17 protein-coding genes are annotated in these 25,660 nt (G+C 73.1%); 10 read left to right on the forward strand and 7 right to left on the reverse strand.

Annotated elements, in window-relative coordinates; genetic code table 11:
* Positions 1 to 18: 18 nt before the first annotated feature.
* The 5 genes from AB0J72_RS31455 to AB0J72_RS31475 all read right to left on the reverse strand — a co-directional run bounded on the left by AB0J72_RS31455 (position 19) and on the right by AB0J72_RS31475 (position 6,791).
* Positions 19 to 1,281 carry a hypothetical protein gene (locus tag AB0J72_RS31455; RefSeq protein WP_363404876.1) on the reverse strand — a complete coding sequence of 421 codons (1,263 nt, stop codon included), beginning with the start codon at positions 1,279 to 1,281 and terminating at the stop codon, positions 19 to 21.
* Positions 1,269 to 1,808 carry a SigE family RNA polymerase sigma factor gene (locus tag AB0J72_RS31460; RefSeq protein ID WP_363404878.1) on the reverse strand — a complete coding sequence of 180 codons (540 nt, stop codon included), beginning with the start codon at positions 1,806 to 1,808 and terminating at the stop codon, positions 1,269 to 1,271. Before AB0J72_RS31460 ends, AB0J72_RS31455 begins: the two co-directional genes overlap by 13 nt.
* A 125-nt stretch (positions 1,809 to 1,933) precedes the next feature.
* On the reverse strand, positions 1,934 to 3,526 hold the full coding sequence (locus tag AB0J72_RS31465) for a family 10 glycosylhydrolase (RefSeq protein ID WP_363404880.1): 1,593 nt from the start codon (positions 3,524 to 3,526) through the stop codon (positions 1,934 to 1,936).
* An 11-nt stretch (positions 3,527 to 3,537) separates the two neighbouring features.
* Positions 3,538 to 4,830, reverse strand: a complete 1,293-nt coding sequence (locus AB0J72_RS31470; protein ID WP_363404882.1) for a C39 family peptidase — start codon at positions 4,828 to 4,830, stop codon at positions 3,538 to 3,540.
* An 8-nt stretch (positions 4,831 to 4,838) separates the two neighbouring features.
* On the reverse strand, positions 4,839 to 6,791 hold the full coding sequence (locus AB0J72_RS31475) for an N-acetylmuramoyl-L-alanine amidase (RefSeq protein ID WP_363404884.1): 1,953 nt from the start codon (positions 6,789 to 6,791) through the stop codon (positions 4,839 to 4,841).
* Between the two features lie 285 nt (positions 6,792 to 7,076).
* Between AB0J72_RS31475 and AB0J72_RS31480 the strand changes: the two genes are divergently transcribed.
* The 9 genes from AB0J72_RS31480 to AB0J72_RS31520 all read left to right on the forward strand — a co-directional run bounded on the left by AB0J72_RS31480 (position 7,077) and on the right by AB0J72_RS31520 (position 20,647).
* Positions 7,077 to 8,072 (forward strand): ABC transporter permease, encoded by a 996-nt coding sequence (locus AB0J72_RS31480; protein ID WP_363404886.1) that lies wholly within the window; start codon positions 7,077 to 7,079, stop codon positions 8,070 to 8,072.
* Positions 8,073 to 8,079: 7 nt separating this feature from the next.
* Positions 8,080 to 9,066 carry an ABC transporter permease gene (locus tag AB0J72_RS31485; RefSeq protein WP_363404887.1) on the forward strand — a complete coding sequence of 329 codons (987 nt, stop codon included), beginning with the start codon at positions 8,080 to 8,082 and terminating at the stop codon, positions 9,064 to 9,066.
* 19 nt (positions 9,067 to 9,085) lie between these two features.
* Positions 9,086 to 10,834, forward strand: a complete 1,749-nt coding sequence (locus AB0J72_RS31490) for an ABC transporter substrate-binding protein (protein ID WP_363404889.1) — start codon at positions 9,086 to 9,088, stop codon at positions 10,832 to 10,834.
* The gene (locus tag AB0J72_RS31495; protein WP_363404891.1) at positions 10,831 to 11,574 is read left to right on the forward strand and encodes a serine hydrolase; all 744 of its coding nucleotides are present in this window, start codon (positions 10,831 to 10,833) and stop codon (positions 11,572 to 11,574) included. The genes AB0J72_RS31490 and AB0J72_RS31495 overlap by 4 nt, the downstream gene beginning before the upstream one ends.
* Entirely contained in the window at positions 11,571 to 12,632 is a 1,062-nt protein-coding gene (locus AB0J72_RS31500; protein WP_363404893.1) for a dipeptide epimerase, read from the forward strand. Before AB0J72_RS31495 ends, AB0J72_RS31500 begins: the two co-directional genes overlap by 4 nt.
* Before the next feature lie 2 nt (positions 12,633 to 12,634).
* Positions 12,635 to 13,309 carry an NlpC/P60 family protein gene (locus tag AB0J72_RS31505; RefSeq protein WP_363405057.1) on the forward strand — a complete coding sequence of 225 codons (675 nt, stop codon included), beginning with the start codon at positions 12,635 to 12,637 and terminating at the stop codon, positions 13,307 to 13,309.
* Between the two features lie 22 nt (positions 13,310 to 13,331).
* On the forward strand, positions 13,332 to 15,491 hold the full coding sequence (locus AB0J72_RS31510; RefSeq protein ID WP_363404894.1) for an MMPL family transporter: 2,160 nt from the start codon (positions 13,332 to 13,334) through the stop codon (positions 15,489 to 15,491).
* Positions 15,492 to 15,495: 4 nt separating this feature from the next.
* Positions 15,496 to 18,087, forward strand: a complete 2,592-nt coding sequence (locus AB0J72_RS31515) for a LuxR C-terminal-related transcriptional regulator (protein WP_363404896.1) — start codon at positions 15,496 to 15,498, stop codon at positions 18,085 to 18,087.
* Positions 18,088 to 18,217: 130 nt separating this feature from the next.
* On the forward strand, positions 18,218 to 20,647 hold the full coding sequence (locus tag AB0J72_RS31520) for a tetratricopeptide repeat protein (protein WP_363404898.1): 2,430 nt from the start codon (positions 18,218 to 18,220) through the stop codon (positions 20,645 to 20,647).
* 48 nt (positions 20,648 to 20,695) lie between these two features.
* Here the strand turns inward: AB0J72_RS31520 and AB0J72_RS31525 are convergent, their stop codons facing one another.
* Both AB0J72_RS31525 and AB0J72_RS31530 read right to left on the reverse strand, forming a co-directional pair.
* Positions 20,696 to 22,651, reverse strand: a complete 1,956-nt coding sequence (locus AB0J72_RS31525) for a hypothetical protein (protein ID WP_363404900.1) — start codon at positions 22,649 to 22,651, stop codon at positions 20,696 to 20,698.
* Positions 22,652 to 22,661: 10 nt separating this feature from the next.
* Positions 22,662 to 23,543 carry a hypothetical protein gene (locus tag AB0J72_RS31530; RefSeq protein WP_363404902.1) on the reverse strand — a complete coding sequence of 294 codons (882 nt, stop codon included), beginning with the start codon at positions 23,541 to 23,543 and terminating at the stop codon, positions 22,662 to 22,664.
* A 276-nt stretch (positions 23,544 to 23,819) separates the two neighbouring features.
* Here AB0J72_RS31530 and AB0J72_RS31535 point away from each other — a divergent pair, with 276 nt between their 5' ends.
* Positions 23,820 to 25,649 (forward strand): CBM35 domain-containing protein, encoded by a 1,830-nt coding sequence (locus AB0J72_RS31535; RefSeq protein WP_363404904.1) that lies wholly within the window; start codon positions 23,820 to 23,822, stop codon positions 25,647 to 25,649.
* Positions 25,650 to 25,660 lie beyond the last annotated feature (11 nt).

Below are 25,660 nucleotides of genomic sequence, written 5' to 3' on the forward strand. Positions count from 1 at the left end.
AACCCACCGGCACGTGACCTACCCCAGCGGGAACGGGGAGAAGTGCCGGCCGTCGGCCGACTGGAACAGCACCCCGCTGGGCTGGTCGAACGCGGAGAACACGCCGCCCACGGACCGGCGGACCGGCATCGCGGTCGCCGGCAGCCCGTCGAGGGCCACGGGCTCGTAGGCGCCCGCGCGCAGCCCCACGTACCGCAGCCGCGGCGGCGCGTCCCAGGGCACGCTCTGCAGGCCCATGAGGTGGGTGTTGTCCGCGGTGACGAACGAGCGGTAGAAGGACTCGGACGGGTCCAGGCCGATCGCGGCGCCGGCGCGCGCCCAGCCGTCGCCGGCCAGCAGGAAGTACACGTACGCCCGCCGCTCCTTGGTGTCGACGACCACCGCGAAGCCGGTCGTGCCGTCCGCGCGGGCCTGCACCGACACCACCGGCAGGTCCCTGCCGCAGTCCTGCGGCTCCGGGCACGGCAGGTCGGTGAACACGTGGGTGGACCAGGTCCGGCCCCGGTCGCCGGAGACCGCGACGGCCGGCCGCCCGGTCCGCCGGTCGGCGCCGGCGACCATGATCCGGTCGCCGGCCAGCTGGATCTGGCCGGCGGGGTCGACGACGTTGTACGCGGTCGCCATGATCAGGTCCGGTTGGTGGGTGAGCGGCGCGATCCGCCGGGACTGCGGGTCGACCGCCGACAGCTTGCAGCTCTGCCGCATGTCCGGCGTCCGGCACACCACCGCGCCACCGGCCGGCACGGCCGACACCGGCGCCGAGCCGTCCGGTAGGTCCGCCCAGTGCCGGCCGCCGTCGGTGCTCAGCCGCATCGGGGCCTCGCCGTCGCCGGCCAGGAGCGTGTCCCGGCCCAGCGCGGTGAGCACCTGCCGCGCGCTCACCACGCCACGGTCGGTCCAGGTGCGGCCGCCGTCGTCGGTGCCGCGCAGGATCGACTCCCGCGCCGAGCAGGTCCGCTCCCCCGGGTCGCACACGGGGACCGTGGCATACGCGTGGGCGGCGTCGACGACGGCGGCCCACGACAGGGCCGCGCCGGCCCGGGGCGCGGCGACGGACGACGCGCCGACGACCGGCGTGCCGCCCGAGGGGCGCCACCGCGCCGCGCCCGCCAGCACGAGCGCCAGCACCACCACCACGGCCAGAGCCGCGCCGGTGACCGCGCCGGCCCGGCGGCGCCGCCGGCGACGGCGGCCGAGGGTGAAGAGGTCGTCGGCGCGCAGGCCGTGCGGCGGGGCCGGCCGGGCCGCCAGGGCGTCCAGCAGGTCGGTCAGCTCAGCCATGACCCCTCCTTCGCGGCGGTGCCCGCCGTCAGCGCGGGCACGGCGTCGCCGAGCGCCACCCGCAGCGCCGCGAGGGCCTTGGCGGTCTGGCTCTTCACGGTCCCCTCGGAGCAGCCCAGCGCCGCCGCCGTCGCCGCGACGTCCATGCCCTGGTAGTACCGGCAGATGATGGTCGCCCGGCGGCGCGGCGGCAGCTGGCTGAGCGCGGCGGCGAACAGCATCCGCTCCGTGCCGTCGTCGTCGAAGGGCGTGTCCGGCGGCTCGGCGTACGGACGCTCCCGCCGCCGCCAGACCCGGCGCGTCTCGGACAGGTAGGTGCGCAACAGGCACGTGCGCGTGTAGGCGTCGAGCGCCTGCTGGTCCCGGACCCGCTGCCAGCCGGCGGCGACCTTGATGAAGGTCGCCTGGGTCAGGTCGTCGGCCCAGTGCCAGTCGCCGCACAGCAGGTACGCGGTGCGCCGCACCACGATGTGCCGGGCCGCGAAGTACTCACCGAACTGCCGACGGTCGTCGTCATCCAGGCGCATGGCACCTCCTCGCCCGCTTAGGTGCACCGGACCGCACCCAGGGGTTGCCCGCCGCCGGGAGATTGTCGCAAAGCGTCAGGCCCGCACCCGGTCCAGCGACCGGGTACGGGCCTGACGGCGTGCGGTCAGATCCAGCGGGGCGGGCTCGCGGGGCTCTCGTGCCAGCGGCGGTCCAGCGCCGTCACCACGTACGTGTAGTGCTTGCCGGGTTCGGCGGTGGTGTCGGTGAACGAGGTGCCGCGGACCGTGGCGATCAGGTTCGTGGCGTCGGCCAGGTCGCAGGCGCGGGCCGCGGTCGTGCCGTCGAGGCGGTACACCCCGTACGACGTGACCTCGGCGAACGGGCCGGCGCCGTTCGCGGTGGGGCGCCACCGCAGCTCCGCGCCGGCCGAGGTGCGCCGGGCGCCGGTGATGACCGGGAAGAGCAGCGGCTTGGCGGGACCCCAGGCCGGCGGGAACGCCGGGCGGGTGTGGTGCTCGGCGGCGAGGATGGTCTCGGACCCCAGCCGGTTCGCCCGGACCTGGACGGCGCTGAAGTGCACGTCGCCGAGGACCTGCGGGTACTGGCGGTTGAACGTGAGGTGGTTGGACAGCTCGTTGGGGTCGAACCAGGCGGCGGGCTGGCCCGCGGTGGCGACCTTGTAGTCGGCCTGGCCGATGTAGAGCTGCACGTCGGTGCCGGCGACGACGTCCGCCCACCATGGCACCAGCTTCGCGTAGTCGGCGACGGCGAAGCCGATGTTCCAGTACACCTGCGGCACGATGTAGTCGACCCAGCCTTCCTTCACCCACTTGCGGGTGTCGGCGGAGTTGGCGTCGTAGGACTGGGTGCCGTTCGTGTCGGAGCCGAGCGGGTCGGCGGCCTTGTTGCGCCAGATGCCGAACGGGCTGACACCGAAGCGGACCCACGGCTTGGCGGCGTGGATGCGGCCGTCGAGCTCCCGGATGAGCTGGTCGATGTTGTCGCGGCGCCAGTCGGCCTTCGTGGCGAAGCCGGCGCCGTACTGGGCGAACGTCGCATCGTCGCCGAAGTCCTGACCGGCGGCGGGGTACGGGTAGAAGTAGTCGTCGAAGTGCACGCCGTCGAGGTCGTACTTCGTGACGGCGTCCATGACGGCGTCCTCGACGAAGGCGCGCGCCTCGGGGATGCCGGGGTTGAAGTAGAGCCGGCCGGCGGCGTTGTTCACCGGGTAGGCCACGGCCCAGTCGGGGTGGACCCGCAGCGGGCTGTTCGCCGGCAGCTTCGACACGTCGGTGCCGGCGCCGCCGGGTGCGGGCATGCTCGCCCGGTACGGGTTGAACCAGGCGTGGAACTCCAGGTTGCGCGCGTGCGCCTCGGACACCAGGTACGCGAGCGGGTCCCAGCCGGGGTCCTGGCCGGCGACGCCGGTGAGGTACTGCGACCACGGCTCCAGCGGCGACGGCCAGAACGCGTCGGCGTGCGGGCGGACCTGCACGATGACGGTGTTGTAGTTGAGCGACTCGGCGAGGTCGAGCCAGCCGTCGTACTCGGCCTTCAGCTCGGCCTCGGTCTTGCCCTGCGCGGAGGGCCAGTCGATGTTGACGACGCTGGCGATCCACATGGCCCGCATCTGGTGCTTCGGCGTGGCCGGGTTTGTCACGCACACCACGGGTTCGGTGGCCACCGCGGCGGACGGCGGTGCGGTCGCCACGAACGCGGCGGCCAGGCAGAGTAAGGCGGAGAAACGGGCGAACATCACGGTCACCTTCACGAGAGCCAGTTGGAGGAGCCCGGGACCCGCGGCCAGTGCGCGGTGGACGGGGCGATCAGGTAGGCGATACCGCCGCTGCCGGAGGCGACGGTGCCGTTCGCGCGGTAGCGCTTCGTGCGCAGCCACACCTGCTCGAACTCGGTGCGGCTGTAGACGTTGCGGACCGCGTCGTTCGACGAGGACGCCGGGTCGTTGACGATCACGTCACCGGTGGCGGTGAAGCCGACGATGACGAACAGGTGCCCGGACGTGGAGTAGTTCGCGCCGGTCAGCTCGGTGGCGAGGAACGACTGCGAGGTGACGACGGGGATGCCGGCCGCGATGAAGCGCTCGGCCTCGTCGAGGGAGTGCAGCCGGGTCACGATGCCGGTCAGGCCGTAGGTCGCCGCGTAGGCGGTGTTGAACGGCCAGTTGCCGGCGCCCTCGTAGGTGTAGTCGTAGGTGCTGCGGGCCGCGTTGTCGACCTGCGGGTCCGGGTCGGTGGGGTCGACCCAGGCGAGGTCCTCCGGGCGGGGGTGCTTGCCCCAGTACTCGACGACCATCTCCGTGGACGTCGGTGAGCACCAGGCCTCGCCGCCGTTGTCGTACTCGGGGTAGTGGCCCTCGTGGATGTTCTGCGAGTAGCGCGGGACCGCCAGCTCCCTGCCCCAGGCGATGTGCCCGGCGCTGGCCGGCACGGTGAAGCGGTCCGGCACGTTGGAGGCCATGGCCCCGGCGAGGTAGACGCGCGGCGCCGCGGTCGTGCCCGCCTTGCGGTACAGGGTGAGCCGCAGCCGGTAGGACTGCAGCAGCACGCCGGCCGAGGCGTCGTCGATGGAGAAGGTGTCGGTCCAGATCGACGAGACGCCGTCGCTCTGGCCGTCGACGGTGGCGCGGTGGATGTCCTGGTCACCGCTCGCCCACTTGCCCATGACGTACCGCGGGGTCGCCCGGCCGTCGGTGTAGGTGCCCTCCAGCTCCACCTGCAGCCAGGTCCCGGCGGGGGTGTCGGCGTTCCAGGACGCGACGAGCTCGCTGGCGCCGAAGCCGACGCGCTGCACCGGCGAGGTCCAGGTCGCGTAGTCCCAGCCGTCGGCGGTCCCCGCGGCACCGCCGATGGTGAGGAACGGCTTGCGGCCCGGCACCGCCCGGGTGCCCTCGCTCCTGCCGCTGAGCCACTGCGGGAAGCTCTGCCAGGCGTGGAACGTGATCTGCTCGTCGTGGACCGGACTGCCCGGGTGTGCCACCGCGGGCGCCGCCGGGAACAGCGACGCGGCGGCGAGCACGACGACGGCGACAATGCGTCTCATGACCGCTCCTACGGGAGGAACGACGGCAGGATCTGCACGTCGTCCAGGTTGACGAACATGACTCGGTGTCCGAACTGGACCTGCGCGTACCGGTTCTGGCCGCGGATGACGGTCCAGTCGCCGGGCGAGGAGCCGTCGAAGGTCGTGGCGCGGTAGTACTCGCCGGGCACGATGCCGCCGAGGGTGTAGCGCTGGCCGGCCGAGAAGGTGTACTGCAGCGGCGTGATCGCCTGGACCGGCACGCCGGCCGGGTAGGCGGCCGCCTCCGGGTAGGCGCGCCCGTACACCGGGATGGTCGCCTTGCCGGCCTTGGGGGTGACGACGAGGCCGGTCGACCACTTCGCCGCGGGGTGCGCCGGCGGGTTGAGGAACCAACCCTTCTGGCCGAGGTACCAGATCGCGGTCCAGTCGCCCTGCCGGTCGGCGACGGCGTAGGTCTGGCCGGCGGCGGCGCGGGCGCCGTGGTCGGAGACCTGCATCGTGGCCGGTCCGCCGGTGGGGCGCAGGCCGATGTCGCTGAGCAGCGGCGCGTCCGCGGCGGGCGCGGTGCGCAGCAGCACCGACGAGGAGCCGTGCGGCGGGCAGGGGGTGTCCGGCGTGCCCGTGCAGCCGGTGAACGGCAGCTGGTTCTGCCCGTAGTCCGGGTCGATCGTGACGAGGCCGGTGCGCGGCGTGCCGAACTGGACGAACGGCGCGTGCAGCAGGTCGAAGTAGTGGCTCCAGTCCCAGTACGGGCCCGGGTCCCAGTGCATGCCCTTCACCGTCGACGGCACGGTCCCCGGCACGTTGTCGTGGCCGATGATGTGCTGCCGGTCGAGCGGGATGGCCAGGCGCGCCGCGAGGTAGCGCACGAGCTTCGCCGACGAGCGGTACATCGCCTCCGTGTACCAGGCGCCCTGCTGCGCGGCGTAGCCCTCGTGCTCCAGCCCGACGGACTTGGCGTTGACGTACCAGTTGCCGGCGTGCCAAGCGACGTCCTTGGTCTTCACGTGCTGGGCGACGTGCCCGTCGACGGAGCGCAGCGTGTAGTGCCAGCTGACGTACGTCGGGTCCTGCACGAGCTTCAGCGTGGTGTCGTAGCTGGCCTCGGTGTCGTGGATGACGATGTACTCGATCCGCTGCCGGGCCGGGCGGTCGCTCAGGTCGTGGTTGCCGTAGTCGCCGTCGCCGAACTGCTCGTACGGTGCGGGGATCCACTCGCACGAGATGTCCACGGGGCACTCGAGGCCGTCCGGGCGGGCCGGCGGCCGGCGCAGGCCGAGCCGGTCCAGCCACGCCGTGACGGGGCTGATCCTGGGCTGCGCGGCGAGCGTCACGAGCTGGCCGTCGTCGGTGGTGCGGCTGGCGCCGTCGCGCAGCGTCGCGTACACCTCGTCGGCGAACGCGGCCGCGGCGTCGGTGCTGTCGGCGCCGCTGTACTTCGCGACCGCGCCGTACCAGGCGGCCGGGTCGCTGGCAGCGCCTCCGGGTGCGCCGGCGTCGCGCTGGTACTGGGCGAGCAGCGCGGCCCCGCCGTTGATGTTGGCGGCCGGGTCGGTGCGCAGCGCCGTCTCCGACGCGCCGGTGAGCTCGGCGGCCCGGTCGAGGGTCTGCAGCGCCGGGCCGCCCGCGTCGGTGGTGACGGCCGGGACGGTCTTCGGGGCGCGGGAGTCGTCGCCGCGCGCGTCACCGGTGTCGTGGTGCGGCTGGGCGGTCGCGGCGAGCGCCGCGGCGTCGGTGAGGTGCATCGGGCCGTACCCGGCGCTGGTGCTGGGCGCGCCGTGGTTGGTGTCCCACCGGGACTCCAGATAGGACACGGCGAGCAGGACGCCGGCCGGGACGCCCCAGGTGGCGGAGGCGTCGGCGTATGCGGCCTGGCGAGTGGCCGGCGCGGCGGCGGCGGGGGCGGCGGGCACCGCGGTGGCGGTGGACACCAGGGCGACCGCGGCGCCGAGCATGAAGGACCTGCGGCGAAGGCGCATCGAACCTCCTGACTGCGGATGGCTGGGCACAGCGTGACGCATAGCAATCTTTGACGTCAATCCCTAACGGCGAGTTGCCTCGAAGCGTAGGGAACCTACGGGATCTCGAAGCGATCTCAACCGATTTGTCCGGAACAGTATGAACAAGAACGGACAGCAAGGTATGCAGATCCGTTACAGCGGACCAGTGACGGCGGGGGGTTTGTAGATTACCTTCACTGGTACGTCGCACGTCGACGGTTACCTACAGTCGATGTCGTCGATGCCGGGGAGGTGGGTGGCGTCATGAGCGTCGTACCACTGGAATCGGAGCGGGTGGACCCGCCGGCCGTGGACCGCGAGCCGGCCGGCGGGATCGCCGCGCGGTCGCTCACGCAGGCGGTCTGGCTGCGCCTGCGCCGCGACCGCACCGCCCTGGCCAGCGGCGTCGTGTCGGCGCTGCTCGTCGTCGTCGGCCTCGCCGCGCCGCTGATCGAGAAGGTGTACGGGATCGGCCCGCTGGACTCGTTCAAGGACGACCTGGACCGCTTCGGCATGCCGTACGGGGTGGCCGGCGGCGTCACGGGCACCCACTGGTTCGGCCTCGAGCCCGGCCTAGGCCGGGACCTGTTCATCCAGATGGTCTACGGGATGCGCACCTCGCTGGGCATCGCGTTCGCCGCGGCGCTGGTCACCACCACGCTCGGCGTGCTCACCGGGATCATCTCCGGCTACCTCGGCGGCTGGGTCGACGCGATCATCAACTGGATCACCGACGTCGCCCTCGCGCTGCCGTTCCTCATCTTCACCCTCGCCCTGATCCGGCCCCTGGAGCTCGCCTTCTACGGCCCGCGCGAGGCGGTGCCGGGCTGGTTCCGGGTCGTCGTGCTGATCGGGCTGTTCGCCGCGTTCGGCTGGACCAGCACCGCCCGTCTCGTGCGCGGCCAGGTGCTGTCGCTGCGGGAGCGCGAGTTCGTCGAGGCCGCCCGGGCCACCGGCGCCCGGACCTCGCGGATCCTGTTCAAGGAGCTGCTGCCGAACCTGTGGGCGCCGATCATCGTCGTGTTCTCGCTGTCGATCCCGGCGTACATCACCAGCGAGGCGGCCCTGTCCTTCCTCGGCATCGGGATGCTGGAGCCGACGCCCGACTTCGGGCGCACCATCTTCCGCAGCCTCAACTACCTGCAGACCGACCCGGCGTACGTGTTCTTCCCGGGCGTGACGATCTTCGTGCTGGTCCTCGCCTTCAACCTGTTCGGCGACGCCGTCCGCGACGCGCTCGACCCGAGATCGACCCGGTAGGCCCGCGATGCTCAACTTCCTGATCCGGCGGATCCTGCTCGCGGTGCTCACGCTGTTCGCGGTGAGCGTGCTGACGTTCCTGATGTTCTTCGCGCTCCCCCGCGACCCGGCGACCGCGATGTGCCCGAAGAACTGCGACGCGGCCCGCCTCGAGCGCGTCCGCGACGAGCTCGGGCTCAACGACCCCAAGCACGTGCAGTACCTGCACTACGTGAAGGGGATCTTCGTCGGCCGCGACCTCGGCGCCGCCCAGGGCGGGCACTGCGCGGCGCCGTGCCTCGGCTACTCGTACGTCAACAGCGAACCGGTCACCGAGACGATCGTGCGGGTCATCCCGGTGACGCTCAGCATCGTGGTCCCCGCGTCGGTGCTGTGGCTCGCCGTCGGCATCGGCCTGGGCATGCTGTCGGCGCTGCGGCTCGGCACCGTGTTCGACCGGCTCGCCATCGGCGTGTCCCTGACCGGCGCCTCGCTGCAGCTGTACTTCGTCGGCGGGGTCCTGCTGCTCGTCTTCGTCTACACGCTGAAGATCCTGCCGTATCCGCGGTACACACCGATCCTGGACAACCCGTGGGACTGGGCGACGGCGCTGATCCTGCCGTGGTGCGCCCTGGCGTTCCTGTTCTCCGCCGTCTACGCCCGGCTGTCGCGCGCGCAGATGCTGGAGACGCTGTCGGAGGACTACGTCCGCACCGCGCACGCCAAGGGCCTGCCGTCCCGCACCGTCATCCGCCGGCACGCGCTGCGGGCCGCGATCACGCCGCTGGTCACCACCGCCGGCGTCGAGATCGGCGCCGCGCTCGGCGGCACGGTGATCACCGAGACCACGTTCGGGCTCCGCGGGCTCGGACGCACCGCGATCGACGCGGTCAAGGACGGCGACCTGCCGACGATCATGGGCACCGTCCTGCTCGCGGCGGCGTTCATCGTCGTCGCCAACGTCGTCGTCGACGTGCTCTACACCTTCATCGACCCACGGGTCCGGTTGCGGTGAAACGACCAGGGAGGCCACCATGCCACGCAAACCTTTGACAGCGTTGGTACTGCTCACGCTCATCGCCGGGCTCGGCGCGTGCAGCAACAACAAGCGGACCGACGACGACGCCCAGCCCGACACCGACCGGCAGGCGAGCGGCTCGATCGCCACCGACCCGAAGGACTCCAAGGGCCCGGCGGCGGAGATCCCCGGCGCCGGCAAGGGCGGCACCGTCACCGTCCTGCGGCAGAGCAAGGTCTCCCACCTCGACCCGCAGCGCGTGTACTCCTTCGTCGGCCTCACCGCGTCGCAGCTGTACGCGCGGCGGCTCACCACGTACAAGGACGACGGCAAGGGCAAGGTCGTCCTCGTCGGCGACCTGGCGGAGACGCCCGGCACCGACGTCGACAAGAACTGCAAGACCTGGGAGTTCAAGATCAAGGACGGGGTGAAGTTCGAGGACGGCAGCGCCATCACGTCCAAGGAGATCGCCTACGGCATCGCCCGCTCCTTCGACCTCGCGCTGACCGGCGGCCCCACCTACATCCAGGAGTGGCTCGCCGACTCGCCCCAGTTCGACACCAAGTTCAACTTCGCCGCGGACAAGACCGCGCTGCCGCCCGGCCTCACCACCCCGGACCCTAAGACGCTGCGGCTCACCTTCGCCAAGCCGCACTGCGACCTGCCGTTCGCGGCGTCGCTGCCGGCGACCGCGCCCGTGCCGCCGGCCAAGGACACCGGCACCGACTACGACAAGCAGCCGTTCTCCTCCGGCCCCTACAAGCTGACGAAGAACGAGGCCGGCACCCGGCTCACGTTCGAGCGCAACACGTTCTGGGACCCGGCGACCGACGCGATGCGCCACCAGTACCCGGACAGCTACGTCTACGAGTTCGGCGCCAACATCGTCACCCAGACCAACCGCATCATCGCCGACAGCGGCGCCGACTCGGCCGCCGTGTCGTTCAACGGCGTCGACGCCTCGCTGGTGTCCAAGGTGGTCGGCGACCCCACGCTGAAGGCCCGCACCCTGCAGGAGCCGACGCCCAGCGAGTACACGCTGACCATCAACAACAACCGGGTCACCGACCTGAAGGTCCGCCAGGCGCTCAACACCGTCATCGACCGCGACGGCATCGTCAAGACCCTCGGCGGCGACACCGTCGCGCGGGCCGTCACCACGCTCATGCCGCCGGCGACGATCGGCTGGAAGAACTACGAGGCCTACCCGGCCGGCAAGAGCGGCAACCCGGAGAAGGCGAAGGAGCTGCTCGGCGGCAAGAGCGTCGAGCTGGTCCTGGGCTTCCCCGACGACTCCCGCAACCAGGAGCTCAGCACCACCCTGAAGAGCAACCTGGAGAAGGCCGGCTTCAAGATCACGCTGAAGCCGATCGCCGCCGACACGTTCCTCGACGAGACCAAGAAGAAGGACAACCCGTGGGACCTGTACATCGGCTCGTGGGGCGCTGACTGGCCCAGCGGCGCGTCGATCCTGCCGGTGCTCTACGACGGCCGCGCCATCAAGGACGGCGGCAGCAACAACGGCGCGTCCTACCTCAACGCGCCCGCGCTCAACGCCGAGTTCGACCGCATCCTGGCGATGCCCGTCGGTGAGCAGGGCGCCGAGTGGGGCAAGCTCGACGAGAAGATCATGCTGGAGCACGCGCCGGTCGTGCCGCTGTACGTCGACGTCATGTTCACCATCCACGGCTCCAAGGTCGGCGGCCTGTTCATCGACTCGATCTGGGGCAGCGTCGCGGTCACCAACGCCTACGTGAAGCAGTGACCGGTCTTCTGTCGGTTACAAGGCCCGGTGCGGCACGCTTGGCGGACGTGCCGCACTACGCGGCCAGCATGATGAAGGTGCCGGTGTTCGTCGCCCTCCACCGGGCGGCGGACGCCGGCACCCTCGACCTCGACGCGCCGGTGCCGGTCGTCAACGCCTTCGCGTCGGCGACCGGCTCCCGGTTCTCCTGCGACCCCGGCTACGACAACGAGCACGACGTCTGGGACCGCCTCGGCAGCGCGGCACCGGCCCGCTGGCTGGCCCGCCGCATGATCGTGCGGTCCAGCAACCTCGCGACCAACCTCCTGCTCGCCCTCGTCGGCCTGCCGGCGGTCGCTTCGGCGTGGCGGGCGGCGGGGGCGACCCGCAGCGTGGTCGGCCGTGGCATCGAGGACTCCGCCGCTGAGGCGGCCGGGATCACCAACGCGGTCACGGCGGCCGACCTCGCCCTGCTGTTCGGCGGTCTCCTCGCCGGGACGGTCGCCTCACCCGCGGCGTGCGCGGAGATGCTCGACGTGCTCGCCGAGCAGGAGCTCCGGGAGGATGTCGCGCTCGGCGTGCCCGCGGGGGTCCGGGTCGCGTACAAGAGCGGCTGGGTCGACGGGGTGCGGCACAGCGCGGGCGTGGTGCTGCCGCCCGACGCGCCGCCCTACGTGGTCGCCGTCTGCACCACCGGCGTGCCCGACGCGGCGGCCGTCATCGCTCACGTGTCGAGAACCGCCTGGGAGGAGCGCCAGTGACGATCAAGGAGGTGCGCACGCACCGGGTGTCGGCGCCGTTCCACACGCCGTTCGTCACCGCGCTGCGCCGCGCCACCGCCGCCGAGTCGCTGATCGTCGAGGTCGTCGACGGCGACGGGCGCAGCGGCTACGGCGAAGCGCCGCAGGTGTGGCAGGTGACCGGCGGGTCCGTCGCGGGCGCCGAGGCGTGCGTGCGGCAGCTGCTGGGGCCGCTGATCACCGGCCGCGACGCCGACGACCTGACGGGCAACGCGCGGCTCGTACACCGTGCGGCCCAGCGCAACGAGGGCGCCAAGGCGGCCGTCGACGTCGCCCTGCACGACCTCGCCGCGCGCCGCCTCGGCCTGCCCCTCGTCCGGTTCCTCGGGGGCACCGCCACGTCGGTGCCGACCGACGTCACCCTCTCCGCCGGTTCGTTGGTGGACGCCGCCCGCGCCCGGGTCGCCGAAGGCTTCCACGTGCTGAAGGTCAAGGTCGGCGTCGGCGGGGACCTCGCCCGCGTCCGGGAGCTGCGCGAGGCGGTCGGTCCGGACGTGGTGCTGCGCCTGGACGCCAACCAGGGCTGGACCCCGCGCGAGGCCGTCACCGTCATCCGCGGCATCGAGGACGCCGGCCTCGACGTCGAGCTCGTCGAGCAGCCCGTCTCCCGGCACGACCTCGACGGGCTCGCCTGGGTCAGCGACCGCGTCGGCGTGCCGATCCTCGCCGACGAGGCCGTGTTCGGCGTCCGCGACCTCGTCGAGGTGATCCGCCGCCGCGCCGCCGACCTCGTCAACGTGAAGCTCGCGAAGTGCGGCGGCATCGGCCCCGCCCGCACCCTGCTCGACCTCGCCGCCGCCCACGACATGGGCACGCTGGTCGGCTCGATGATGGAGACCCAGGTCGGCGTCGGCGCGGCCGCGAGCCTCGTTGCCGCCTACGGCACCACCGCCGTCTCCGACCTCGACGCCGCCTGGTGGCTGTCGTCCTCTCCCGTCCAGGGCGGCCCCGTCTACGAGCGGGACCGCGTCCACCTCCCCGACGCCCCCGGCCTCGGCGTGTCCTTGGAGCAGCGTTGAACGTGGTACGCGTGCCGGTCGCCACCCTGTGGGCCGCGCCATCGAAGACCCGCCCCTGCGACGCACCTGCCCTGCGCGACGAGCCCGACCTCGCCGCCTGGGTCGCCGCGATGACCCCCGACGAGCAGACCAGCAGCGACGTCGTGACCCAGGCCCTCCTCGGCGACCGGGTCGTCGTCGAGGAGAGCCGCCCAGACGGCTGGTCCAGGGTGACGCTCCCCGGCCAGCACGACTACCCCGGCTGGATCCGCACCGCCCACCTGACCACCGCACCCGCCCCGGACGACCAGCCCCCCGCTCCGGCGGCGGGCCCCCCGACCGGCGAGGAGGTCCTCGCCGAGGCCCGGCGCCTGCTCGGCGTCACCTACGTGTGGGGCGGCCTGTCCGCGCACGGCATCGACTGCTCCGGCCTCGTCCACCTCGTCTGGCGCCGCCTCGGCGTCACCCTCCCCCGCGACGCCCACCAGCAGCAGGCCGCCACGGTCGCGGTGCCCGCCGGCGAGGAGCGCCCCGGCGACCTCTACTTCTTCGCCCGCGACGGCAAACCCGCCCACCACGTCGGCATCGTCGTCACGCCCGGCCACCTGATCCACGCGTCGCAGGGGCGGCACGCGGTCGTCGAGGAGCCGATGCCACCGGAACGCGCCGAGACCCTGGCCGGCGCCCACCGCGTGTGATCCGCCTATTGCGGTTCGGTCGATGTCGATGTTGGATGGCGGGCAGCGCAAGGAGGCTGCGGTGCTCGCACTGCTCGGCCGGTGGACCGCCAACCATCGGATGCTCGTCCTCGCCGGCTGGGCCGTGATCGCCCTGGCCGGTGCGGTGTTCGGGGGCACGGTCTACGACCGGACCCAGTCGGTGGACGGGCTGCGCCCCGACGTCGAGTCGTCGGTCGCGCGGGAACGCATCGACCGGCTCGCGCCGGAGGGTGAGCGGGTCGTCGCGGTCATCTCGGGGCGGGACTTCAACGCGACCGCGCTCGTCGACAACGCCAGCCGGGTCATGTTCGACATCCGGGCCATCCCCGGGGTCGCGAAGGTCACCGACGCCTACACCGCGGGGTCGGGGCAGGTGTCGAGCGACAACCAGAGCTCCCTCGTCACCGTCGAGCTGAAACCCGGCCTCAGCGACGAGGAGGCGCTCGCCGTCGCGGACAAGGTCAAGGCCGCGCTGCGCCGCATCGACGCGCCGCGGGTGCTCGTCGGCGGGGAGCTGCTCGCCGAGCGGACGTTCGGCGAGCAGGCAATCAAGGACGCCGCGATCGGCGAAGGCGTCGCGCTCGTCGTGCTGTGCGGAGTCCTCGCCGTCATCCTCCGCGGGATCGTGGCGGGCAGCCTGCCGCTGGTCGCCGCGCTCGGCACGGTCGCCGCGACGCTGCTCGCGCTGGCCGGGCTCGCCGGCGCGGTGCCGGTCAGCGAGTACGCGGTCAACGTCGTCACCCTCCTCGGGCTCGGCCTCGCCGTCGACTACAGCCTGCTGATCCTCACCAGGTTCCGGGAGGAGCGCGCCGCGCACCGCAAGGCGGCGCTGCCGGACCTCCTCGCCACCACCGTCGCGACCGCCGGGCGGGCCGTGCTCGTCTCCGGGCTCGCCGTGGGCGCCGCGCTCGCCGGGCTGTTCGCGTTCGCGGAGCCGCTGCTCGCCGCGATGGCGCTCGGCGGCGCGCTCGTCGTCTGTCTCGCCACCGCCGCCGGCCTCACGCTGGTCCCGGCGCTGATCGCGGTCGCGCACCAGAGGATCCCGGCGCCGGCGGTACCGACGCGGAACCAGCGACCCGGAATCCTGGCCCGGCTCGCCGCATCCGCGCAGCGCCGCCCTGCGGCCGTGGCCCTCGGCGTGACCGCCGGGCTGGTCCTGCTGAGCCTGCCCCTGCTGCACCTCACCCTCGCCAACTCCGACGCCCGGTCGCTGCCCACGAGCAGCGAGGAGCGGCTCGCGTACGAGGCGGTCGAGCGCGACTTCGCCAAGTGGACGACCCAGCCGGTCACCGTCCTCATCGAGGGCGGCGCCGGCGCCGCGGCGGTGGTGCCGGTGCTGGAGCGGATCCGTGCCCTGACCGGCGAGGCCGAGCTCGACCTGCGCACCGGCCTGCCCGCCGGCGTCACCGTGGTCGACCTGCACCCGGCCGGGTCCGGCGAGCGCCTCGTCGGCCAGGTGCGCGCCATCGACACGCAGGTGCCGGTGCTCGTGGCCGGTCCCGCCGCCGAGCTCATCGACGCGCGGGAGTCGACCCGGTCCAGGCTGCCGATCGCGATCGCGGTCATCGTCGTCGCCACCGCGATCCTGCTGTTCGCGCTCACCCGCTCGGTCGTGGTGCCGGTGAAGGCGCTGTGCATGAACGTGCTCACGCTCGTCGCCACCCTCGGCGTGCTCGTCGCCGTCTTCCAGTGGGGCTGGGGGTCGGCGCTGCTCGGGTTCGAGCCGTGGGGCGCGCTGGACATCACCACGCCGCTGCTGCTGTTCGTGTTCATCTTCGGCCTGTCGATGGACTACGAGGTGTTCCTCCTCGCCCGCATCAAGGAGGAGTGGGACGCCCGCACCAGCGACGACCGGGCCGCGAACGACCGGGCGGTGCTCGCCGGCATCACCGCCACCGGTCCCGTCGTCACCACGGCCGCCCTGGCGATCGGCATCGTCTTCCTCGGCTTCGCGCTCGGCGACCTGATCGCGGTGAAGGAGATCGGCGTCGGCATGACCGTCGCGGTGCTGCTGGACGTCACCGTGGTCCGCGGGCTGCTGCTGCCCGCCACCATGTCGCTGCTCGGCACCGCGAACTGGTGGCGGCCGGGCTTGAAGCCGGGTGGCACACTTCGCTCACGGGGGAGCTTGCCTCACAGGGAAGTGAGAAGCGGGAGGTAGGACGATGCGCCGGCCGTTCGTGGCCCGCGACCCGGAGCGGGCCGTCGTCGAACGCACGATCACCGGCGTGGAGCCCGGCGGGGCGCTGCTCATCGGCCCGGCGGGCATCGGCAAGAGCCGGCTCGCCGACGAGGTCGTCACCGCCGCCGGCCGGCAGGGGCACCACGCCATGCGGGTGCACGCGTCGGAGGCGGCGCGGGAGCTGCCGCTCGGCGCGCTCGGCCCGCTGCTGCCGGCGCAGCCGCCGAAGGACGTCGCGGCCGTGCTGCGGGCGCTGGTCCCCGGGCACGGGCGGGGGCTGCTGTTCGTCGACGACGTCGACCTGCTCGACCCGATGTCGGCGGCCGCGGTGCACCAGATCGTCGCCAACGGTCTCCTCGACGTCGTCGCCACCGTCCGCGCCGGCGTCGAGCTGCCCGCGTTCGTCACCGCGCTCATGCGCACCGGGCGGCTGGAGCGCGTCGACCTCGGCCCGCTGACCGCGGCGGGCGTCGCCGAGCTGGTCGCCGCCGTCCTCGACGGGCCCGTCTCCAGCATCACCGTCGCGCACGTGCAGCGGCTGTCGGCGGGCAACCCGCTGTACGTCCACGAGCTGCTGACCGACGCGGTGGAGTCGGGCGCGCTCGCCGTCGTCGACGGCCTGTGGCACCTGCGGCAGCTGCCGGCCGCGTCGCCGCGGCTGACGGACCTGCTCAACGCCCGGCTGCGCAGCACGAGCCGGCAGGAGCGGCTGGCCCTGGAGCTGCTGGCGATCGCCGGACAGCTCGGTCTTTCGCAGGTGTACGGGCTGAGCGACCACGACGCCGTCGAAGGGCTCGAACGGCGCGGGCTGATCACCGTCCGGCAGGACGGCCGGCGCACGCACGCCGCGCTCGCGCACCCGCTGTACGGGGAGATCCTGCGCACGACCCTGCCCGTGTCGGTCCGTCTGCGGCACAGCCGCACCCTCGCCGACCTGTGGGAGCGCACCGGCGCGCGGCGCCGCGAGGACCTGCTGCGCTGGGCGGTGTGGCGGCTCACCGGCGGCGGGCCGGTCAACGCGGCGTGGATGACCGAGGCGGCCCGCCTCGCCACCCTGCTGCGGGCCCGGGTCGCCGTCCGGGAGCGCCTGGCCAGGCACGCGTGGCGGGCGACCGGCGCGGCGGAGGCCGGGCTGCTGCTGGCGGCGGCGCAGTTCGACGCGGGGCGGTCCGGCGACGGCTACGCGGTCCTCGACCGGATCGCCGCGACCGCCGACACCGACGAGGACCGGGCCGGCGCCGCGCTCGCCCGGGCGTTCTACCTCGGGTGGGGCGCCGGCCGGCTCGACGATGCCCTCGCCACCCTGGAGCGGGCCGGGACGGTGGTGGCCGAACCCGAGTGGCGGGCGGCGCTCACCACGCAGCGCAGCATGCTCCTCGCCGCGTCGGGCGCCCCGGACGACGCGCTGGCCCTGCTGGAGCCGGTCCTCGGCGCCGACGGTGCCCTCTCCCTGCAGGCGTCGGCGGCCGGGGGTCTGGCGTACATGCTGGCCGGCCGGTTCCCGGAGGCGATCCGCCTGGCCCGCCGCGCGCACCGGCTCGCGACCAGCGCCGAGCGCGCGCACCAGGACATCGGCGTCCTCCCCGGCCTCGCCGGGCTGTGCGTGCGGGTGACGACCGACGCCGGCCACGCCGCCGACGCGCGGCGCTTCGGCGAGACGGTCCTGCGGACCGCCGCGGGCAAGGGCGACGCGCACGGCCTCGCCTGGATCACGGCGGGCCTGGCGAGCCTCGAGCTGCCGGCCGGTGACCTCGAGGCCGCCCGCGGCCACGCGATCGAGGCCGCCGCCTACTTCCGGCAGGTCAGCTCGCCGATCGGGCTCGGCTGGGTGCTCGCCATCGGGCTGCTCGTCGCCGTCCACGAGGGCGACCCGGCCCGGGCGGCGACGATCGCGGCGGAGCTGGCCGCGACCCGGCCCGAGCAGCGGCAGGTGCAGCTGTACCACTACGAGATCGACCGGGCGCTCGCCTGGCACGAGACGCTGACCGGCGACCCGGAACGGGCCCGGCACCGGCTCGCCGCGCGGGCCAGGCACTGGTGGGACCGGGGCGCGCTGCTGCCCGGCGTCGTGCTCTGCAACGACCTGGCCAGGCTCGGCGGCGCCCGGCAGGCCGCGGCGATCCTCGGCGACATTCCGCCCGGGTGGCCGCTCGGCGAGGCCGTCGCGGCGTTCGTGCGGGCGATGGCCGGCGGCGACGGCCCCGGGCTGGAGGCGGCGGCCCGGCGCTTCGACGAGCTCGGGTTCACCGTGTACGCGGCGGACGCGGCGGCGGCCGCGTGGGCGGTGAAGGGCTCCGTCCGGGACGTCAACCGGCTCGCCGCCGCCGTCGCCGCCTACACGGCCCGCTGCCCGGGGCTGCGCACCCCGCTGCTGGCCGCGGTCGACGCCGAGCACCGGCTCACCCCGCGGGAGCGGGAGATCGCCTCGCTGGCCGCCGCCGGGTTCAGCAACCGGGACATCGCGGAGCGGCTGACCCTGTCCTTCCGCACGGTCGAGAACCACCTGGCCCGCGTGTATCTCAAGCTCGGCCTGCACGGCCGCAACGAACTGAGTGGTGCGCCGCCACGAATCTGAGTGGCCGCCACTCATGACGCTGCGCATACCGCCCAGCCACTGTGTGCCGAACATGTTTCGTCGTGCTGCCCGACCGCGCCACCGCGGGCCGGCCGCGCGGCGACGACACGATGACATCTGGGGGCGGACGGTGACCGTCGACGCGACGTTCGGGCAGCTCGTGAAGACCCGGCGGCGCGCGCTCGACCTGACCCAGCAGGACCTCGCCAGCCAGGTCGGCTACTCGGTCATCACCATCCGGAAGGTGGAGACCGACGAGCGCCGGCCGTCGCGCGAGCTGGCCGAGCGGCTCGCGAAGTGCCTGCACATCGCGCCCGAGCGGCAGGGCGCGTTCATCGGGCTGGCCCGCCGCCAGGCCGACTGGGTCGACGACCGCGACACCCCCACCAACCTGCCGACGCCGCCGACCCGCCTCATCGGCCGCGGCCACGAGCAGGCCGCGGTGCGCACCGAGCTGCTGCGGCAGGACAGCCGGATGCTGACGCTCGTCGGCCCGCCCGGGATCGGCAAGAGCCGGCTCAGCGTCGAGGTCGCCGCGGAGGTACGGCCGCTGTTCCCCGACGGCGTGCACTTCGTGGCGCTCGCCCCGCTCGGCGACGAGGCGCTGCTGGTGCCGAGCATCGCCACCGCCCTCGGCGTCCGTGAGGTGCCCGGCACCCCGCTCGGCATGGCACTGCTGGACCACCTGCGGACCCGGCGGCTGCTGCTCCTGCTCGACGACTGCGAGCACCTGCCGGGCGCGGCGCGGCTGGTCGCGGAGATGCTGTCGGCCGGCCCGCAGCTGCGCGTCCTCGCCACCAGCCGGGCACCGCTGCACCTGCGGGGCGAGCGGCTGTTTCCCGTGCCGCCGCTGCGGCTGGCGGACGACGGGCCGGCGCTGACCGCGGAGACGGCCGCCCGCGCCGCCGCCGTCGAGCTGTTCGTCGAACGCGCCCACGCCGTCGACCCGCACTTCGCCCTCACCGACGCCAACGCCGCCGACGTCGCCGCGATCTGCGCCGGCGTCGACGGGCTGCCCCTCGCGATCGAGCTGGTCGCGGCGCGGATCACGCTGCTGAGCCCGCCGGCGATCCTGTCCCGCCTCTCCGACCGCCTCGCCCTGCTCACCGACGGGCCGCGGGACCTGCCGGAGCGGCAGCAGACGCTGCGCCGGACGATCGACTGGAGCTACGACCTGCTCGACCCGGCGGAGCAGCGGCTCTTCGCGCGGCTGGCGGTCTTCACCGGCGGCTGCACCGTCGCCAGCGCCGAACAGGTCGCCGGCCTCGACGGCGAGCGGCCCGGGGCGATCCTGCACGGGCTCACCGGCCTCGCCGACAAGAACCTCGTCCGGCAGGAGGTCCGCGGCGACGGCGAACGCTACGCCGTCTTCTTCGACATGATCCGCGAGTACGCCCTGGAGCGGCTCGTCGCGTCCGGCGAGGAGGACCGGATCCGCGCCGCGCACGCCCGCTACTTCCTCGACCTGGCCGAGATCGCGTACGGGCAGCTCGGCGGCGCCGCGCAGGAGCAGTGGCTGAGCCGCCTGGACGCCGAGCACAACAACCTGCGCGCCGCCCTGGAGTGGCACGTGCAGAGCGACGACGCCGAGGGTGGGCTGCGGCTCGTGGCGGCGCTGTGGAAGTTCTGGCACATCCGCTCGCACCACACCGAGGCGGGCCGGTGGACGACCCTGGCGCTGCACCTGACCGGCGAGCACGACCCGGCGGTCCGCGCGCGCGTGCTCTACGGCGCCGGCTGGATCGCCGTCGACCGCGGTGACCACCTCCTGGCCCGCGCCTGCTTCGGCGAGAGCCTCAACCTGTGCCGGCGGCTCGGCGACCCGCGCGGGATCGCGGAGGCGCTGCACGGCGTCGGCGTGATGCTGCAGGCGTCCGGCTCCGGCCGGCAGGCGCTCACCCTGTTCGAGGAGAGCCTGGAGCTGTACCGCGGGCTCGGCGACGACGAGGGCATCGCCTGGTCGCTGGACCATCTGGGTGAGGGCCGGCTCGCGCTCGACGACCCGGCCGGCGCGGAGGCGCTGTTCGAGGCGGCGCACACCATCTTCGGCCGCCTCGGCCACGCGTGGGGCGCCGTCATCACCCTCGACCACCTCGGCCTCGCCGGCCTGGTCCAGGGCGACCACGCGGCGGCCGAGGAGCGCTTCGCGCGGGCGCTGGAGCTGTTCGGCGAGCTCGGCAGCACGTGGGGCGTGGCGACCGCGGTCGCCCACCTCGGCCGGGCCGCGCTCGCCGACGGCGACCTGCGACGCGCCAGGGAGTGCTTCGGGCGCTGCCTGGCCCTCAACCGTGCGGAGGCCGACCGTGACGGGGTCGTGCGCTCGCTCGCCGGACTGGCGGGCGTGGCGATCGTGGAACACGACCTGGTGCGCGCGGCCGGCCTCTTCGGCGCGATCTCCGCGGTGTCACGCGTGCTCATGGACCCGGTGGAGCGGGCCTGCCAGGCGCGTGACCTCGCCGTGGTCCGGCGGCACCTGGGCGACGAACAAGTCGCCCGGGCGTGGGCCCGGGGCGCGGCGGGCGGACTGGACGCGCAGCACGAACCGGTGGGCACCGGCTGACCCGCCGGTGCCCACCGCCTTCACCCTGACGCTCGCGCGGTCGTCGCGTCAGACGATGAGGATCTCGACCTGCTGCGCCCACGCCTCGATCGCGAGCGACATCTGCTGTTCGAGATTGTCGACGACCTTGGCGCGCAGCATCTCCGCCTGTGCTGTCGCGTCGGCGGAGTCTGCCGATCCCGTCCGCGCGGGGGCCGCGGCCATCGCCCGCACGTTCAACTTCGTGAATCGGCTCACGGCGCGGGCGTGCGTCTTCGCGAGCAGCTCGGCCACCTCGTCCGGGTCGGTGGCGTGCCAGAGCCGCCCGCGGAGTTGCCGTTTGTCGAGCACCCGGTCGAACGTACGGTCAAGCCAGCGTTCAACCGGCGGGACCAGAATCGCACCCGTGATCCCGAAGGGAATCCCGATAGCCAGAAGGCCGGCGAACAGGACTACGAGTTCGGCGCGGGACTCGATCACTCCTTGCACGACGCCGGCGCGGAGGTCCACCACAGCTTCGTCGTCGATCTGCAGGCGGGCGGTTTCGCGGCGGATGTTGTACCGCGCCGCGATCGGGCCGACCAGTTCGGAAAGATCGCTGACGAGCTCGGACATCCACGGACCGAAGCATTCGACCCGTCGGGCCGTGACCTCGGGACGGCCCAAGCGCTGGCTGAACTCGCGCATCAGCGCCGCCTCGGCGACCCCGGGCGCTGTGGGGGTGGCGCCCCATTCGAGCCGGTACTTCGGCAGGATCTGATACACGATCTCGTGCGCCTGCCATCGGGCGAGCGCGGTGGCGAACCCCTCGAGCCGCTCGTCGGAGATCAGCTTCCGGAGTGTGCCGTCGTCGGCCAGCGCCCGGATCTCCCGGCGAAAGGAGTCGATGTTCAGGCGCACGAGTCCGGCCCAGGCCAGCCCGTTCGAGATCGCATGCTCCGGCTGCTTGCCGCGCACGACCATGGCGTGCGCGCCGAACATCTCGTTCACCATCGCCACGGCGAAGCCCATCCGCGCACCGCCACCCGTGACGACCACCACCCTGGGCGGCTTCGCGTCGAGCGAACCGGCCACGGTGGTCAGGTCCGAGCGCAGCCGGTCCCGCCATGAAACGCCGCCCAGCCCGGGCAGCGGGGTGCCGATGGCCGCGTCGTAGTCCTCCGGGGAGAGCCGCAGCTCCAGTCGCATCGTCGGGTCGCCGCCCAGGTCGACGGCGCGTACCGAGGCGAAACCGCCGGCCCGGATCGCCTGCTCGGCGGTGAAGTACTCCTCCTTGGCCTTGCGCAGCTCGACGATCGTGCGGACGCGTTCGCTGGGGTACTCCTCGAACCACCGCTCGATCTTGCCCCGGTTCGGCGAGCGGGACAGGCACCGTTCGAAGAGGAAGTCCTCGATCAGCCCGGCGCCGAGCGCGACGCCGTCGAAGTTCCCGCCGTCGTGCAGGGCGTCCCAGGTGTCGCCGCGGTCGGCGACGGTGAAGTCGGTGGTCGACGAGCCGAGGTCCACGATGAGGATCCGTTCGTGGATGTTGCGCTCGGTCACCGCCGACATGGGCTCATGGACGACCGTGAGGAAGGCCGCCCGCGACTCCGCCATGAGCAGCACGGGAGCCGGCCTGCACACCCGGGTGAGCAGAGCCCGGTAGGCGGCGACCGTGGCGGCGTCCCAGCCGGCTGGATGGCCGAAGACGATGAGGGTGCCCGGCCCCGGGACGGTGCCGGTTTCGATGAGCCGGCCGAGGATCGCCCGCACGAACTGGACCGTCGCGTGCGCGCCCGGCCCGGACGACAGGTCCGGTGTCTTGAACTTCGCGTTCAGGTCGACCACGTCCCGGCGGATCACCGCCTCGTCGCCGATCACGGTGTTGCCGTCCGGGTCGTTGCCGACGACGGTCCGCACGATGCGCGCCCCGGGAACGATCTCGCACACCCGCGGCTCGCGATCGCCGCCGACCGCCACGTAACTCACAGATGTCTCGGCGTGCCCGAGGTCGAACCCGATGATGCTCTCGATGCCGGGCAGCATAGCCTTCCCCTCAACGCTGGTGGATGCCCTTGCTCAGCAGCTCGGCCGGGTCGCCGGCACGGATCAGCGCCGGCCGGATCGTGCGCGGCCCGCCCGGACCGGCCGGTGTGATCTCGAACCAGTGCTCCTGGGTTTCACCGTGCTCGACGGCCACGATCCCCAGCGCGGCCAGCGCGCCGCGCAGCTGCTCGGCACCGAGCAGCGCCAGCTCCGCGTCCCGCATGGTCGTGGCGGCGACGAGCTCCCGGTACGCCGACAGCAGGCTGTCAGGCCAGCGCTCGTCCGACGTCGGGGCGGCGGCCGGTCGCAGGCCGGCAACAAGGCGGTCGGCCGCGGCGATCGCGTCGTCCACGCACGCGAGGACGGCATCGACGTCGACCCGGTACCGCAGACTGACGTCGTCGGCGGACGCCCGCGCCGTCGACCGGCGGCGGCCCACCAGCATCCGGAGCCGCCACGGCAGTTTGTTGCGGAGGCTGCCGGCCTGCGCCGAGGCGAGCCACTCGCCGGCCGACCCGGCCAGGGCGAGCACTCCCAGGACCGCCACGAACGCCAGCGCCAGACCACCGGCGAGGTCCGCCGTGAGGAACATGATCGCGGCGAGCACGGCAGCGGTGAGCGTCATCAGCGACAGTCCGGGCCGCGGGACGAGTGCCGCCCGGCGCCCGCCGCCGCGATCGACGCCGGCGACCGCGCCGGTGGCGGTGAGCAGCTGGGCCGCCGACGTCACGACGGCCAGCGCGTGCGCGGCACCGATGCGCTGCAGGTCGCCGGTCGTGTACGCCTGCCCGAGATCGCGTAGTGCCCCGGCCAGAATCCGGGCCGCATCGGCAGGTTCCGCGTTCTTGAGCCGTTCCCGCAGCGAGTCACGCCGTCCCGTCCACAACTCCATGAGCGACACGCGCACCTCCCGCGCCCAAGTTTCGAGTCACGCGTCAACCCGGTCATCCCACCGATGCACAGCCCGTCCTGTCGAATCAGCCAGAGTCTCGTGATCGATAGGTTGACGGTCGGGGCTGCCCGGGACGTTCGTGCCGATCGTCGGCAGGGGTTTCGAAAACGGTCGACGGTGGTGTGGGTACCGGAGAACCATCGGACAACTTGGGAGCGCTCCCAAGCGCCGGTCCGACCTGGGCCGGTTTCCCACCTCCGCCAAGGTGAGGTTCACATGCGCATTCCCCGATGGGATCCGCGCCGCACAGCGGTGACCTCGGCCGTCCTGGTGGGTGCGGTCGTGGCGACGGTCGGGGTGGCGCAGCTGCGCACCGCCGACGCCGCTGTGGCCGCATCCACCATCACCGTGGACACCGACCGCCAGTTCGGCAACCTGCGCAAGGCCGGGCTCGGGACGCTCTTCGGGGTGGCCGCCGCGCCGGACACGCCGCGCGAGCTGATGATCGCGTCGCAGCGGTACCTCAGCCAGCACCAGAGCGCCCAGGGCGACGCCTCCTACCCGACGTCGACCGAGGCGGTCGCGGGCAAGCTGCGGGGCACCGACGTCAAGATGATCGGGCGCTACAACGATCTCATGGGCGGCTGGCCGTACGACTGGAAAGGCACCGCCGACTGGTACGCCAAAGTGGACAGTGCGACCCGCTCCATCCAGTCGTACAAGGACATCCTGCTCGCCGTCGCGCCGTTCAACGAGCCGGACAACAAGCTGCAGGGCGGGTTCGCGCAGGACGCCGCCGTGCCCGTCGATCACGCGATGATGGGCATCTACACGAACCCGGGGCTGCTGGGCAACACGCTGCGGCGCACCTCGGCCGGGCTCAAGCCGAACGCCGGCTGGCAGATGATGGCCTGGTACAAGGCGATGACCGGCACCCGCGTCGACGTGAGCCGGTGGGACACGCGGCGGTACCTGGCCTCCGACGGCGTCGCCAGCTGGGACGACGAGCTCCGGACCGTGCAGGTCCTCGTCGGCGGCGAGGACAACGACGTCGACGTGCGGGTGCTGGGCCTGGCCCGGCGCGGGCTGACCGGCAACGTCCGGGTGCGCGTCGACTCGGCGGTGTGGACGGTCGACCCGCTCGCCGCCGACCGCAACGTCCAGGCCGGCGGCGACTGGCAGAGCGCACCGCTCAACCTCGTCGACAAGACCATGACGGTCGACTCCTCGGGTGCGCTGACCGTGCCGATCCACCGGATGGAGGGCTACAACGGCTACCGGCTCCTCATCTCGCCGGCCGCCGGACCCGCCGCGTACCCCACGAAGTACGAGGCGGAGAATGCCCAGCGGGTCAACGCGGCGGCGCGGACCGGCAGCGTCGTCGCGTCCGGCAACGGCTGGGTCGGTGGCATCGACTTCGCCGACAGCGCCGTCACCTTCAACGTCACGGTGCCGGCGGCGGGCATCCACACGATGACGGTCCGCTACGCCAACGGCACCACGGCCGCGAACGCCACCCACACGGTGCGCGTCAACGGCCAGCCGCAGGGCTCCGTCACCTACCCGGCCCGCACGAGCGGCTGGGCGAACTCGGAGCTGCGCACCACCACGAAACGGGTGGCGCTGCGGGCCGGCGCCAACACCATCACCCTCGGCAAGGGCAACGGCTACGCGGAGATCGACTTCATCGACGTACGCCCCGACACCCACCGCTACGAGGCCGAGCTGGCCGCAGTGACCAACGCCCGCATCGGCGGCTTCCGCTGGAACGAGTTCCCCGACAAGGTCGGCGGCATCGACTTCCCGGACAGCGCCGTCGAGTTCGCGGTCGAGGCGCCGATGACGGGCACCTACCGCCTCGAGGTCGGCTACGCCAACGGCACCACCACGACGTCCACCCACCAGGTGTACGTCAACGGCGCCGCCGCGGGCACCGTCTCCTACCCGAGCACCGGCGCGTGGTTCGACGGCCCGAGCCAGGACCGTGCCGGCCGCGTCGCTCCGGTGACGGTCCAGCTCAACGCCGGCACCAACCGGATCCGCCTGCAGAAGGGCGTCGGCTACGCCGAGCTCGACTACGTCGAACTCAAGAAGACCGACGCCTGACCAGCCGTCGA

Origin of the sequence: Dactylosporangium sp. NPDC049742, from assembly GCF_040674675.1 — a bacterium.
Classification (GTDB): domain Bacteria; phylum Actinomycetota; class Actinomycetes; order Mycobacteriales; family Micromonosporaceae; genus Dactylosporangium; species Dactylosporangium maewongense.